The sequence below is a fragment of the Lacinutrix venerupis genome (assembly GCF_001971745.1).
GTDB lineage: Bacteria > Bacteroidota > Bacteroidia > Flavobacteriales > Flavobacteriaceae > Lacinutrix > Lacinutrix venerupis.
This window is the reverse complement of record NZ_CP019352.1, coordinates 1,574,633-1,589,484: the sequence shown is the minus strand read 5'-3', so window position 1 is coordinate 1,589,484 and position 14,852 is coordinate 1,574,633. Positions and strand designations below refer to the sequence as shown.

General features: G+C 29.5%; 14 protein-coding genes. 8 read left to right on the top strand and 6 right to left on the bottom strand.

Features of this window, described 5'->3' with window-relative positions; all coding sequences use genetic code 11:
• Window positions 1-70: 70 nt before the first annotated feature.
• The 5 genes from BWR22_RS07065 (at window position 71) to BWR22_RS07045 (ending at window position 7,920) form a co-directional block, all read left to right on the top strand.
• Complete coding sequence (locus tag BWR22_RS07065) at window positions 71-2,896, top strand: gluzincin family metallopeptidase (protein WP_076732958.1); 2,826 nt, start codon at window positions 71-73, stop codon at window positions 2,894-2,896.
• A gap of 162 nt (window positions 2,897-3,058) precedes the next feature.
• Window positions 3,059-5,470 carry an alpha-ketoacid dehydrogenase subunit alpha/beta gene (locus BWR22_RS07060; RefSeq protein WP_076732956.1) on the top strand — a complete coding sequence of 804 codons (2,412 nt, stop codon included), beginning with the start codon at window positions 3,059-3,061 and terminating at the stop codon, window positions 5,468-5,470.
• Window positions 5,471-5,552: 82 nt separating this feature from the next.
• Window positions 5,553-7,154: a class I SAM-dependent methyltransferase gene (locus BWR22_RS07055; RefSeq protein ID WP_076732955.1), complete on the top strand. Its 1,602-nt coding sequence runs from the start codon at window positions 5,553-5,555 to the stop codon at window positions 7,152-7,154.
• 4 nt (window positions 7,155-7,158) lie between these two features.
• The gene (locus tag BWR22_RS07050; RefSeq protein WP_076732953.1) at window positions 7,159-7,422 is read left to right on the top strand and encodes a DUF202 domain-containing protein; all 264 of its coding nucleotides are present in this window, start codon (window positions 7,159-7,161) and stop codon (window positions 7,420-7,422) included.
• A gap of 9 nt (window positions 7,423-7,431) precedes the next feature.
• A complete protein-coding gene (locus BWR22_RS07045) occupies window positions 7,432-7,920 on the top strand; it encodes an AAA family ATPase (protein ID WP_076732951.1) in 489 nt (162 codons plus the stop codon).
• 48 nt (window positions 7,921-7,968) lie between these two features.
• Here the strand turns inward: BWR22_RS07045 and BWR22_RS07040 are convergent, their stop codons facing one another.
• Window positions 7,969-8,805 (bottom strand): alpha/beta fold hydrolase, encoded by an 837-nt coding sequence (locus tag BWR22_RS07040; protein ID WP_076732949.1) that lies wholly within the window; start codon window positions 8,803-8,805, stop codon window positions 7,969-7,971.
• A gap of 191 nt (window positions 8,806-8,996) precedes the next feature.
• Here BWR22_RS07040 and BWR22_RS07035 point away from each other — a divergent pair, with 191 nt between their 5' ends.
• Window positions 8,997-9,467 (top strand): hypothetical protein, encoded by a 471-nt coding sequence (locus BWR22_RS07035; RefSeq protein ID WP_076732947.1) that lies wholly within the window; start codon window positions 8,997-8,999, stop codon window positions 9,465-9,467.
• A 25-nt stretch (window positions 9,468-9,492) separates the two neighbouring features.
• Here the strand turns inward: BWR22_RS07035 and BWR22_RS07030 are convergent, their stop codons facing one another.
• The 5 genes from BWR22_RS07030 to holA form a co-directional block, all read right to left on the bottom strand.
• Complete coding sequence (locus tag BWR22_RS07030; protein ID WP_076732945.1) at window positions 9,493-9,819, bottom strand: DMT family transporter; 327 nt, start codon at window positions 9,817-9,819, stop codon at window positions 9,493-9,495.
• A gap of 127 nt (window positions 9,820-9,946) precedes the next feature.
• The gene (locus BWR22_RS07025) at window positions 9,947-10,996 is read right to left on the bottom strand and encodes a copper resistance protein NlpE N-terminal domain-containing protein (protein WP_076732944.1); all 1,050 of its coding nucleotides are present in this window, start codon (window positions 10,994-10,996) and stop codon (window positions 9,947-9,949) included.
• A gap of 88 nt (window positions 10,997-11,084) precedes the next feature.
• Complete coding sequence (locus tag BWR22_RS07020; protein WP_076732942.1) at window positions 11,085-11,645, bottom strand: type 1 glutamine amidotransferase domain-containing protein; 561 nt, start codon at window positions 11,643-11,645, stop codon at window positions 11,085-11,087.
• Window positions 11,646-11,805: 160 nt separating this feature from the next.
• Window positions 11,806-12,168: a cupin domain-containing protein gene (locus tag BWR22_RS07015; RefSeq protein WP_076732940.1), complete on the bottom strand. Its 363-nt coding sequence runs from the start codon at window positions 12,166-12,168 to the stop codon at window positions 11,806-11,808.
• Window positions 12,169-12,179: 11 nt separating this feature from the next.
• Window positions 12,180-13,184, bottom strand: coding sequence for a DNA polymerase III subunit delta (holA, locus tag BWR22_RS07010; protein WP_076734391.1), 1,005 nt, complete (start codon window positions 13,182-13,184; stop codon window positions 12,180-12,182).
• A 190-nt stretch (window positions 13,185-13,374) separates the two neighbouring features.
• On the opposite strand from holA, the gene BWR22_RS07005 reads away from it, so the two are divergent.
• Complete coding sequence (locus tag BWR22_RS07005) at window positions 13,375-13,836, top strand: type I restriction enzyme HsdR N-terminal domain-containing protein (RefSeq protein ID WP_076732938.1); 462 nt, start codon at window positions 13,375-13,377, stop codon at window positions 13,834-13,836.
• Window positions 13,837-13,850: 14 nt separating this feature from the next.
• Window positions 13,851-14,840, top strand: coding sequence for a glycosyltransferase family 2 protein (locus BWR22_RS07000; protein ID WP_076732936.1), 990 nt, complete (start codon window positions 13,851-13,853; stop codon window positions 14,838-14,840).
• Window positions 14,841-14,852 lie beyond the last annotated feature (12 nt).

Sequence of the window (14,852 nt, the reverse complement as noted above, 5' to 3'; positions counted from 1 at the left end):
TAAATACAAGTATTTCTGTTACATATAATTAAATATAAAACTATAAATCTTTAAAGTCTATAAAAATCCATTGAATCTAAATTTTGCTACCTTATTATTGTGCCTACTATTATGTTTTTCGGCCTCAAGCCAAAACAAGTTAGATATTAATGCAACTTTCGATATCGAAAAGAAAAGTATTAATATTCAACAAACTATTGAGTACTTTAATAACTCAAAAGCAACATTAGATACAATATATTTAACAGATTGGAGCCATAGTTATTCTGCAAAAAACACTCCTTTAGCAGAAAGATTTGCAGAAGAATTTAAAAACACTTTTCATTTTGCAAAAAATGAAGATCGTGGATTTACAACTTTAATATCAATACAGGAAAACAATACCGAAACCAAGTTTTCAAGATTAAAAAAGCAACCAGATATTATTAAAGTTGCATTGTCGCAACCTTTGTTACCAAACAAAAGTTACACTTTGCAACTTAAATATATCGTACAAGTACCTAACGATAAGTTTACGCGTTATGGATTAACTTCAGAAGGCGATTATAATTTAAGATATTGGTACATAACTCCTGCTATTTTTGATGGAAAGTGGAACTACCACAGCAATAAAGATTTAAACGATGCTTATATTCCTAAAGCAGATATCTCTATTAAGGCATCTTATCCTAAAAATTATAGTATAATTTCAGAATTGAACGTTGTTAACAAAACAATTTTAAACAATACTGAAACCACATTTTTTAAAGGAGAAGATAGAATTAACACTAAATTAATTTTAAAGCAAAACAACGATTTTAAAACTGTTGAAACAGACTATTTTACTATAGAATCTAATTTAGATGAAAAAGAACTAGCCGCACAGGATATTGCAATTATTAGCGATAATATTGCCGGATACCTTACAAAAGAATTAGGTGCATATCCACACACCAAATTACTATTAACACGTATAGATTATAAAAAAAGTCCTATTTACGGACTAAATCTTTTACCAGATTTTTTTAGGCCTTTTCCAGATACTTTTCAATACGAAATAAAACTTTTAAAAACAGCGCTTCACAATTACCTTGAAAATATTGTTTTAATTAATCCTAGAGAAGACCAGTGGGTTATAGATGGTATTCAAACATATTACCTAATGAAATATGTTAAAGAAAACTATCCAAACACAAAACTTACTGGCGCCTTAGGAAATATGTGGGGAATTAGAGCGTTTCATGCCGCAGATTTAAAATTTAACGATAAATATAATCTTGCGTATTTACATATGGCTAGAACCAACCTAGACCAACCATTAACTATGGCTAAAGATTCGTTATTAAAATTTAATAAAAATATTGGTAACAAATACAAAGCAGGTTCTGGTTTACGCTATATAAATGAATATAATAATGGTAATGTAGTTGAAGCGGCTGTAAAAGAGTTTATTCAAGCCAACACATTAAAGCCAACAACAGGAGAAACTTTTTACAACGCTTTAAAAAACAATAGTGAAAAAGATATTAATTGGTTTTATGACGACTTCTTAAACTCAAATACCAAAATAGATTACAAAATTAAAAACGTTAAGAAAAAAGAAGACTCGTTAATTGTTACTATACTTAACAAAAAAGACAACAACGTTCCTGTGTCTTTATTTTCAATAAAAAATGACTCTGTAGTAAATAAACTTTGGGTTGAAGGTTTTAAAGGACAGAAAACCATTACTATTGCAGGCTCAGATGCAGATAGATTAGCATTAAATTACGATAAAATAATACCCGAAGTTAAAGATAGAAATAACTGGAAAGCCGTAAATAAGTTATTAGACAAACCTATTCAATTAAGACTCTTTAAAGATGTAGAAGATCCAGACTATCATCAAATGTTTTTTATGCCAGAGTTTGCCTACAACCTATACGATGGGTTTTCACCTGGATTAAAACTATACAATAAAACAGTGCTTTCTAAAGACTTTTTATACAAATTTAGTCCAAAATATGGTTTAAAAAGTAATGCTTTAGTTGGTAGTGCTTATTTAAGCTATAACAACAGAAAAGAAAATGTTAGAAACTACAGTACAAGATATACGTTTAGAGTAGAAAACTACAATTATGCAAGAAATCTATCTTATACCACTTTTACACCTTCAGTAAGTTTTGCTTTTAGAAATCCTGATGATTTAAGAAAAAATAAAAAACAATATTTAAATTTTAGATATGTAAGTGTTGATCGTGACGAAGATCCAACTGGAGAGTTTGAGGTAGAAGGAGAACCAAAGTATGGTGTTTTTAACGCTAATTTTGCCTCGATAAACAATAATTTGAAAAATTTTAGCTCTTTAGATACAGATTTACAACTAGCAAAAGACTTTGGTAAACTTTCGGCAACTTTAGAATTTAGAAAGCTAACAGAAAACAATAGACAGTATAATTTTAGAGCTTATGCTGGTGCCTTTTTATACAATAATACTTTTGAAGACACCAACTTTTTTAGCTTTGCTTTAGATAGACCTACCGATTATCTTTTTGATTATGATTATTTAGGAAGAACAGAAGACGATGGTATTACTAGCCAGCAACTTATTCTAGCCGAAGGTGGATTTAAGTCTCAATTACAACCAGCATTCGCAAATCAATGGATTACAACAATAAACACAAGTACTACTATATGGCAATATATTATGGCATATGGAGACGTTGGTTTTGTTAAAAACCACAACACAAATGCTAAGTTTGTATACGATGCCGGAATACGCTTAAACCTCGTGCAAGATTATTTCGAATTGTATTTACCTGTTTACTCTAATAAAGGATGGGAAATAGCACAGCCAGAATACGATAAAAGTATTCGTTTTATAGTTACATTATCTCCTAGCACATTGCTTAAATTATTTACCAGAAGATGGTATTAAATTTTAAATAATCTTCAACGAATTTTTAAAATATTGAATAATTATGAATTATTCTTAATTATTACAAGGCAAAACTAAATATTTATCATTTTTTTAAGACTCTTTCGTATTGCAAAAATCACTTTTATTAGTTAAGTTTGTAATTGCAAAAAACCATAAACTATGAATACAAATTCCGACTTAAAAAAAGAGTTGTCCTTTAACGATTTTAAATCTCAAGTCTTAGAAGATTATAAAGTTGCTGTAACAAGTCGAGAATGTAGCCTACTTGGTCGTCGTGAAGTTTTAACTGGTAAAGCCAAATTTGGAATTTTTGGCGACGGTAAAGAAGTACCACAATTAGCATGGGCAAAAGCTTTTGCTAATGGTGATTTTAGATCTGGATACTATAGAGATCAAACTTTTATGATGGCTATTGGAGAATTAGACATTCAAACTTTTTTTGCCGGTTTATATGCAAATACAGATTTAACTTTAGAACCAATGTCTGGAGGTCGCCAAATGGGTGGTCACTTTTCTACATTTAGTTTAGATGAAAATGGACAATGGAACGACCTTACTAAGCAAAAAAATTCAAGTTCAGACATTTCTCCTACAGCAGGACAAATGCCAAGACTTTTAGGCTTAGCACAAGCATCTAAAATATACAGAAATGTAAAAGGTATAAATACAAATAAATTTTCTGTTGAAGGTAATGAAGTTGCTTGGGGAACTATAGGTAATGCTAGTACAAGTGAAGGTTTGTTTTTTGAAACCATAAATGCTGCAGGTGTATTACAAGTACCAATGGTAATTAGTGTTTGGGACGACGAATACGGTATTTCTGTACATGCAAGACATCAAACTACAAAAGAAAATATTTCTGAAATATTAAGTGGTTTCCAACGAGATAACGAAGCCAAAGGTTACGAAATTTTAAGAGTTAAAGGTTGGGATTATGTAGCTTTAATTGAGACTTATCAAGAAGCAGCTAGAATTGCAAGAACAGAACACGTACCTGTTTTAATTCATGTTAACGAATTAACACAACCTCAAGGACATTCTACATCTGGTTCTCACGAGCGTTATAAAGATAAAGAACGTTTAAATTGGGAAGCAAAAATGGACTGTAATCTTCAATTACGTAATTGGATGATTGAAACAGGAATATCTACAGATGAAGAGTTAATAGCTATAGAAAAATCTATTAAAAAAGCGGTTAGAGAAGGTAAAAAAGCAGCTTGGAACGCTTATTTAAATCCTATTTTAAACGAAAGAAATCAAATTTCTAAAATTATATCTCAAGCAGCAGCATCTAGCTCGAATAAAGTATTTATTGAAAAAATAAATAACGATATGTTAGCAATTGCAGAACCATCTAGAAAAGATGTTGCTTCTGCCTCAAGACGTGTTTTAAGATATTTAGTATCAGAAAACTCGCCAGCTAAAACACAATTAATACAGTGGATAGATACTTATTTTAATACTATTCAACCTAAATACAGTTCTCATTTACAAAATGAAACACCTTCTGCTGCAAAAAACATAAAAGAAGTTAAACCTATATATAATGGTAGTAACGAAGAAGTGGACGGCCGTGTGGTATTAAGAGATAATTTTGATGCTATATTCAATAAATATCCGCAATCATTAATTTTTGGTGAAGATGCTGGAAATATTGGAGACGTTAACCAAGGTTTAGAAGGCTTACAAGAAAAATATGGCGAATTACGTGTTGCAGATGCAGGAATACGTGAAGCTACTATTTTAGGTCAAGGCATTGGTATGGCAATGCGTGGATTAAGACCTATTGCAGAAATTCAATATTTAGATTATTTAATGTACGCCTTACAAATAATGAGCGACGATCTTGCAACTGTGCATTATAGAACAAAAGGTCGACAAAAAGCACCATTAATTGTAAGAACACGTGGACATAGATTAGAAGGTATTTGGCATTCTGGCTCACAAATGGGTGGTATATTAAATCTAATTCGAGGTATACATGTTTTAGTACCTAGAAATATGACTAAAGCTGCTGGTTTTTACAACACATTACTAGAAAGTGATGAGCCTGCTTTAGTAGTAGAATGCTTAAATGGCTACCGTTTAAAAGAAAAAAAACCAACAAATTTTGGAGAATTTAAAACACCTATTGGTGTTGTAGAAGTTACCAAAGAAGGAAGCGATATTACATTATTATCTTATGGCTCTACTTTTAGAATTGTTCAAGAAGTAGCTAAAGAATTACTTCAAGTCGGAATAGATGCCGAAGTTATTGATGCACAATCATTATTACCTTTCGATATCAACCACGATGTGGTAAAAAGTTTAGCAAAAACAAATCGTTTAATGATTATAGACGAAGATGTTCCTGGAGGAGCTTCAGCTTATTTATTAGACGAAGTTTTAAATAAACAAAACGGTTACCAATATCTTGATGCTGTACCAAAAACACTAACAGCAAAAGCACATAGACCTGCATATGGTACAGATGGAGATTATTTCTCTAAACCATCTGCCGAAGATATTTATGAAGCTATTTATGCTGTTATGCATGAAAGTAACCCTAACAATTATCCTAAATTAAGATAGTTTTTTAGACTAAAAAATAATGAATTTAAGCGTTTACTTTTTAGTAAGCGCTTTTTTTATATCTTTATTTCAAACCTAAAATATGCTAACAAAAAAAGATAAAATACAACTTCGCGGTACTATTTTTAGACATCTTGATGGTATTGCTACTGCAACTACTGCTTACGCTTTGCACAAAAAAGGAGTATTAGACTTTTTAATAGAAAATAAATCTATTAATCTATCAAATCTTGCTAATCAATTTAACGCTAACAGCGGTTATTTAAATGTAGCACTTAGAGTTTTATGCTCACAAAATTGGTTAGTACAAAAAATAGATAATAAACATAACACTGTTACCTATACAACTAATGCAAAAAGTAAAACAGCATTTGCTCTCGCTTATTTATATGAAGATGTTGTAAATGTATTAAACTATGCTGTTCGTTTTCCAGAAGATAGACATATAGGAAGCGATGCTTTTATAATTTTAGAACGTGTTTTTAAAAAATACGGCAACAATTATGGTTTAGAAAACATTAAAGAAGACTCTGTAGAATATCAAGTTTTAAAACATATCGAAGGATGTCTTGTAGCTCCAATAGCCGTTATGTTAGGCGTAAATGGATTATTTCATAAATATTTCATGGAAGCTTCTTTTTCTGCTGAAGAATACCATAAGGATCCGGAAAGTTTTAAAAAAATATTAGATTTTTTAAGTGATTTAGGTTGGTTTAAAAAGAAAAAAGGAAATTACCAATTTACAGATAGAGGTTTATTTTATGCAAAACGCGCATCAGCTTACGGTGTAACAGTATCCTATCTACCTACATTTTTACAATTAGACGAGTTACTTTTTGGTAATCCTTTAGTTTTAAAATCTAAAGAAGGTGAAACCGAAAAACATGTACATAGAGAAATGAATGTTTGGGGAAGCGGTGGTGCACACTCCACCTATTTTAAAGTAATTGATCAGGTTATTATAAAATTATTTAACAAACCAATAGACGAGCAACCAAAAGGGATTTTAGATATGGGTTGCGGTAATGGTGCTTTTATTCAACATATATTCGATGTTATAGAAAACCAAACATTACGTGGTAAAAATCTTGAAGAATATCCATTATTATTAGTTGGAGCAGATTTTAATAAAGCTGCTTTAAAAGTAACAAGAGCCAACTTAATAAAAGCCGATATTTGGGCAAAAGTAATTTGGGGAGACATAGGAAGACCAGATTTATTAGCAAAAGATCTACACGAAGATTATAATATAGAATTAAAAGATTTACTTAACGTTCGTACTTTTTTAGACCATAATCGTATTTGGCAAGCACCTAAAAAAATAACAAAACGTATAAGTAACTCTTCTGGAGCTTTTGCTTTTAAAGGAAAACGTATTAACAACAATTTAGTTGAAGATTCTTTATTAGAACATTTGCAAAAATGGAAACCTTATGTAGAAAAGTTTGGGTTATTAATTATAGAACTACACACCATTAATCCAGAATTAACTGGTAAAAATATAAGTAAAACTCCTGCAACTGCATACGATGCAACACATGGCTATAGCGATCAATACATATTAGAAGTAGATGTATTTACTAAAATAGCAATAGAAGCAGGATTAAAACCAGATGCTAATCATTTTCATAAATTTCCAAATAATGAATTAGCAACTGTAAGCGTAAATTTATTAAAAGGATAATATTATGAGTAATGAAATTGATTTAAGTACTAGAGATTGGCTAGCAATAGAACGCACAAAATTAGCTAACGAACGTACTTTTCTAGCTTATTTTAGAACTTTTGTAGTGTTTTTAGGTTTTGGAATATCTATACTTAAGCTAGATTTTTTAAACGAAATTAAATCTTTAGGTATTATATTAACCGTTATGTCTCCTATTATATTAATTATAGGAGTTATTAGACTCTTTAGAGTAAAACTAAAAATACACGAACACTATAAACAATAAAACATTGTAATGATACATCTTATAGTTGGCAGTACAGGTTCTGGAAAAACTACTTATTCTAATAATTTACGTGAAGAAAACCAAGGTGTTATTTTCTCTATAGATAAATGGAATAATATATTATTTATGCCAGATAAAACAAATAAGGATGGCTTAGAATGGATGCTAGAACGTATTGATAGAAGCGAAAAATTAATACAGCATTACATTTTACAATTAGAACACAACGGTATAGATTCTATTTTAGATTTAGGATTTTCTAAATTTTCTCATAGAGAAAAATTTAGGTTATTTGCCTTAAATAATAAAATTAACTACAAATTACATTACCTTGATATTTCTATAGACATAAGGAAAAAGCGTGTAATTAAACGTAACACAGAAAAAGGTAGTACTTATGAGTTTGAAGTTAGAAATGAAGATTTTGAGTTTATGGAGACCTTTTTTGAAACACCAACCGCCTCAGAACTCGAAAACGGTGTACATATTAAACTATAAAAAAACGTCTGCAATTGCAGACGTTTTTTTATAGTTTATATTATTTTTTTAAGATTTTAAAAATCTCATTAAAATCTCATTCAATTCTTCTTTGTGTGTTATATTTAAACCGTGTGGTGCTCCTTTAATTATTTCGTAAGTTGAGTCTTTAATTCCTTTTGCTGCTTGTTCAGAAGAAGTTTCAATTGGTACAGTGGCATCGGCATCTCCATGTACAATTAATGTTGGTACATTAATATTTTTTAATTCCGGTCTAAAATCTGTATGCATCCATGATAGCGCTGCTTGAATAGTAGCTCTTGGCGAAGCGTGAGAAGCTACAATAAAATCGTAATCTAAAACAGCTTCACTAATACGGTCTGCTTTTTTATTTTCATCAAAATTATAAAATCCTTTATGGAACTCTTTTAAAAATCCAACACGGTCGTTTTCTAAGGCATTTTGAATATCCTTTAAAGCCGATTCTGGAACGCCATCTGGATTATCTTCTTTCTTTTTAACTAAAGGAACAATACTAGAAATTAAAGCTGCTTTAGCAATTTTACTATCTCCATAATCTGTTAAGTAACGTACTACTTCTCCTCCACCCATAGAGAATCCAACAATTATTGCATTTTCAAGTTTTAGTTCATTAATAATTGCATCTAAATCACTAGCTAAAGATGAATAATCATATCCATCCCAAGGTGCAGACGAAATACCAAAACCACGTCTATCGTAAGAAATACAACGATACCCAGCTTCTACAATTTTCCAAACTTGGTGTTCCCAAGATTTTCTACTTAACGGCCAACCGTGAATTAAAATTACAGGCTGTCCTTTTCCGTAGTCTTCATAAAATATATCTACTTGTTCTTCACTCTTTTTATTTGTTATAAATGGCATATAGTTTTATTTTGGTTAATATTTATTTTAAGCTAAAAATTAGCATACATAAGATAATAAGATAAAAATTTTATAACTGTTAAAGGATTTTTAATTGTGAAAATTTTAAGTGTTATATTACATTTTTAAATAAATAATTAAGTTAGGATAAAAATACGTTTTTTACAAAGACACAAAATACATTTTTTAAAATGAAAGCAGTATCGGTAGTTACTATAAGAAAAGAATTAAAACACAAAAGCAATGAAGAGCTTGCCGAACTCTGCTTGCGTTTATCACGTTTTAAAAAGGAAAACAAAGAATTATTAACATATTTATTATTTGAAGCAGAAAATGAAGCTGGTTATATTGAAACCGTAAAATCTGAAATTGATGAGCAGTTTGAACTTATTAACACTAATAGCTTTTTTTACATAAAAAAAAGCGTGCGTAAAATTTTAAGAAATACTAAAAAATACATCAGGTATTCATTAAACAAAGAAACTGAAGTAGAGTTACTACTTTATTTTTGTAAAAAGTTAAAAGCTATGAAACCTTCAATTTCAAGAAATACTACACTTACTAATATTTACAATCGCAACATTGAAGCTATAACTAAAAAAGTTTTAAAACTTCACGAAGATTTACAATACGACTTTAATTTAGAATTAGAAGACATGTAACATAAAGACTTTGTCATATCATTCTTTAATGAGATACAATTTTTAAACCAACAATAGAAATAATTAGCGTAGATAGAAAAAACAAACGCCAAAAACTAGCTGGTTCCTTAAAAACAAAAATACCTAAAAGCACTGTTCCTATAGCTCCAATTCCTGTCCAAACCGCATAAGCTGTGCCTATTGGCAACTCTTGAGTAGCTTTAAAAAGTAAAAACATACTTATAGATAAACATACTAGAAAACCAATATACCAATATGTTACCTCTGTTCCTGTTGCTTCTTTTGCCTTGCCTAAACAAGCAGCAAAAGCAACCTCAAATAAGCCAGCTATAACTAGTATTATCCAATTCATTTATAGGTTTTATTTTAAACGAAGTTATAATTTGTAAACTACAAAATCAACCTTTAAAACTATAAAAATGCAAAACAAAAAAGCAACTGTTTAAAGTTGCTTTATCAATTATTTAAAAGAATAAAAATTAATCTACTTTTTTATAACGCAATACCTCTTTACCCTCTTTATTATATAGAGATAATGTAAGGTTATTTATATTATATGTCTCTACATTATTAAGAATATTGCTTATCTCGTTAGAAAACTTCATATTAAAACAGGCTTTTTTTGTACCTATTAATGGCTTAAAAGATAAACTCTTACTATCTACTTGTTTAATTTCTCCGGAAAAATTGTTACAACCGTCATTTCCCATAACACGATTAGATGTTAAATTAATTTCCAAATTAGGACGTTGATTATAGTTTTTAACATTAATCTCTTTTCCGTTTACAGCTTGTAATGCCCAAATATCATGAAGTCTCATTTTATTATCCTTTATTTTTTCTAATACTTTTACTAATTCATAATTAATTGATGAGGCATCTGCTGGAACTTGATTTTTAGCACGTTTTATTTCTTTAACAATTAATTTATAAATGTAACCTGCTTCAAAATTAAATCCTTTAATTGAACTATAAAATAACTTCCAATCTTTAGAATTTAAAATTTTGTTTTTTTGAACTTGTATACAGCTCATTTTACCAACTCCACTACATTCTACTTTTACTGAGTTTACCCAATAAATGTATTCATCTTCATTTAAAACTACATTATTATTTATTTTTTTTGATAAAATATAATTTTCTTTTAATGCACCAGAAATCACATTCCCTTTATTATCTAATTTCATAATCTTACTTTCCATAATCATATATTGATGATTTGGTGATGGTTTACCATCTATATTAAGAGTAATTATATTACCATTAGCATTCCAACTAAATGTTCCGGTTTCTTTAAAAACATCTTTAGATTTTTCTAAATAAACAGTGCTTAGCTGATAAGTTTCGTCTTGATTTAAAATAAGCTCCGTTTCTATACCTGAACAATCTGCGCAAGGCAATGTACCACTATAAACACTAGGCCACTTTAATGTGTTTTTAGAGTCAACACTATCTAAAGTATAATTTCCGTTTTTTGTGCTATTACATGATGTTAGTATTATTACTAAAAGTAATATTTGGCTTTTCATTAAAATTCTCATTACTTATTTTTAAAATTAAAAAAAAAGTAATCCGTTAAATTGGATTACTTTTTAAAAATTTGATTATTCAATTTTGTTATGCTAATTGTTCTTCGTGCTTACCTTCATAAACTTCCTCTACCAATTTAGCATTAAATGCTGGTAAATCGTCTGGATTTCTACTTGTTACTAAACCATGATCGCATACAACATCTGTATCGTACCATTTAGCACCAGCATTCTCAATATCCGTTTTAATAGAATTAAAACTTGTTACTTTTCTACCTTCTAATACTCCAGCCTCTGCTAATAACCATGGTGCATGACAAATTGCGCCTACAGGTTTATGGTTTTCGAAAAATGATTTTACAAAGCTTACTGCTTTTTCTTCTCTTCTTAATAAATCTGGATTAATAACTCCTCCAGGTAACATTAATGCATTGTAATCGCTTTGCGAAACTTCATCTAAAGTTTTATCAACTTTGTAAGTATTACTCCAATTTCCATCTGCCCAAGACTTAATTTCTCCCTTTTCAAGAGAAACAATATGCACATCTGCTCCTGCTTCTTCTAAAGCTTTTTTTGGTTCTCTTAATTCGCTTTCCTCAAATCCATTGGTTGCTAAAATTGCAACTGTCTTTCTATTTAAATTTTCCATTTTTAGTGTTTTAAGATTAGTAATTTCTTTCCACTAAATTACCATAAATAGATGTGTTTAAAGAATATTTGAAATGGTTTAACGCCACTTTAATATGAAGTGTTAAAGGAAGAAACCAAAGTGTTAAAAGAAACACTAAAGTGTTAATAAATTTATGAAATTATTTCTCTTCTATTATTAAATATACAGAAGTACTATCTCCTACATTTAAAACATTATGCTCGCTTAGCTCTGTTTTACTCCAAGTTACACCTGTTGCCACTGGCACTGTACGTGTACCGTTTTTATCTGTAATTTGAAAAGTACTTCCTGCTAAAGTATAACCAAAATGTGGTTTATGATAATGTTTCTCGTGACCAACACCTGGAGGAAAAGTACATTTTAAAATGCGTTGTTTTTTTGTTTCGTTTAATACTTCGCAAACTTTTTCACCTTTCCAACCAGCTTGCAAGGGATCTGGAAGTGATTGGGTTGATTTACAGGAAAAAAAAGTTACTATAACTATTAGTAATAAATACTTCATTTTTAATAATTTTAGTTTAATATTTTAACTAATAGTTCTTTTAACAAGTCTTTCTGCGGTATGGCATTAGCATTTACACCTTTACCTTTTACATCGAACTCTCTTAATATAGCTACAATACCGCTTACTTTTCGCATTGGAAAATTACGTGCCGCATCTAAATATTCGGTAACAAAATATGGATTTACACGCAGTGCAGCAGCAACACTTCTTGGCGATTTATCATTCATACCATGCAATTGCAGTAATTGAGAAAAGAAATTAAATAATAAGGAAACCGTTACTACCATTGGATTATCTTTAGGATTATCGCCAAAATAAGTAACAATTTTAAAAGCTTTGGCATCATTTCTTGAACCTATGGCTTTTCGTAATTCAAAATTATTATAATCTTTACTTATTCCTATATTTTCTTCAATATGTAGTGGTGTAATCTCCGTTCCTTCTGGTAAAATAATTTGAAGTTTTTCTAACTCATTATTAATTTTACTTAAATCTGTACCCAAAAACTCTACTAGCATTTGTGATGCTTTTGGTGAAATTTTATAGCTTTTTGTAGATAATGTACGTCTAATCCAATCTGGCACTTGGTTATCGTACAACTTCTTACTTTCGAACACCACACCAGATTTTTTTATAGTCTTATAAACGGCTTTTCGTTTATCTATACTTTTATATTTATAGCATAAAACCAAAACAGTAGAAGGTTGTGGATTTTTAGCATATTCTGATAGCTTATCTATAGTCCTAGACAAATCTTGAGCCTCTTTTACTATAACCACTTGCTTATCTGCCATCATAGGAAAACGCTTTGCATTACCTACAATATCTTCTATTGTTACATCGCGACCATACAAAACCATTTGGTTAAAACCTTTCTCTTCTTCGGCTAATACATTATCTTGTATAAAATCTGAAATTTTATCAATATAATAAGCCTCTTCTCCCATTAGCAAATAAATAGGTGCAAGATTTTTGTTTCTAATGTCTGTAACTATTTTTTTTACTTCGTCCAAAGAAAAACTAATTTTTGCTATCACATTAAGCACAGTTAAAATGCTTTTAATAACAGTTATTATGGCTTCGATTACGCTTAGCCAAACGTTTAATTTATATTATATACCAAAATAGAAACAAATTAAAAGTGTTAGTAATTTGGTATTTACTTGTTGAAGTTTACCTTTGAAAAAATTATATTTTGCTTTCATGCAAGCACTCAATTTTCCAAAGTTTTCGTTCCGTTTCAAAAATAGCGAAAATAAAGTTTCTATATTCGATGCAATTCGTAAAAAATTTGTGATTCTACAACCCGAAGAATGGGTTAGACAACATTGTGTGCATTACTTAATAGAAGTAAAAGGGTACCCAAAATCTCTTATTAACGTAGAAAAAGAACTTAAAATCAACGATTTAAAAAAGCGTTACGATATTGTAGTATTTAACCCAAATGGTAGTATTCATCTAATTGTAGAGTGTAAAGCTCCAAAAATTAAAATTAGCCAAGATACTTTTGATCAAGTTGCGCGTTATAACTTAGCTTTAAAAGCTTCCTTTTTAATGGTTACTAATGGTCTAAACCATTATTATTGTGTTATGAATTTTGAAACAGAAAAGTATGATTTTTTAAAGGACATTCCAGATTACAACACTTTAGATTTTGAAATTTAATTTTTTATAAAACTATGAATATTGCAGTCGTTATACTTAACTGGAACGGTAAAACACTTTTACAAAAGTTTTTACCATCTATAATTACTCACTCTAAAGAGGCTAATATTTATGTTGCAGATAATGCTTCTACAGATGATTCTATTGTTTTTATTAAAAATGAATATCCTCAAATAAAAATTATAAAAAACAAAGAAAATGGTGGTTATGCCAAAGGTTATAATGAAGCTTTAAAGTATTTAACAGAAGATATTTTTTGTTTAGTAAACAGTGATATTGAAGTAACAGAAAATTGGCTAACTCCTATTTTGAAAACTTTTAAAACCGAAGAGAACACTGCCATAATTCAACCTAAAATATTAGATTATAAAAACAAAGCGTATTTTGAATATGCCGGAGCAGCCGGTGGTTTTATAGATAAATACGGTTATCCTTTTTGTCGTGGTCGTATTTTTAATACTATTGAAAAAGACCAAAAACAATACAATAATAATACGAATATTTTTTGGGCCTCTGGCGCTTGTTTTTTTATTAGAAAAAACACATTTAATGCCTTAAATGGCTTCGACGAATCGTTTTTTGCACATATGGAAGAAATAGATTTATGTTGGCGTGCCTACAATTTAGGCTATACAATTAAATACGTTGCACAATCTAAAGTGTACCATGTTGGTGGAGCAACTTTAAATGCTATTAATCCTAAAAAAACATATTTAAACTTTAGAAATAGCTTAGCAACACTAACAAAAAATGCATCAGGAAATATCTTTTTTTTAATTATTACTAGGTTAATTTTAGATGGCTTAGCTGCTATTAAATTTTTATTAGAATTTAAATTTGCACATATTTTAGCCATATTAAAAGCACACTTTAGTTTTTATGCCTGGTTACCATTATTATTAAAACAACGACAAGCGCTATCGCAAAAAAAAGATTACTTTAAAGTAAAATCTATTGTTTGGTCTTACTACATTTCTAAAAAAAATAGTTATAAAAAGCTATAGTAATTTAAAAAA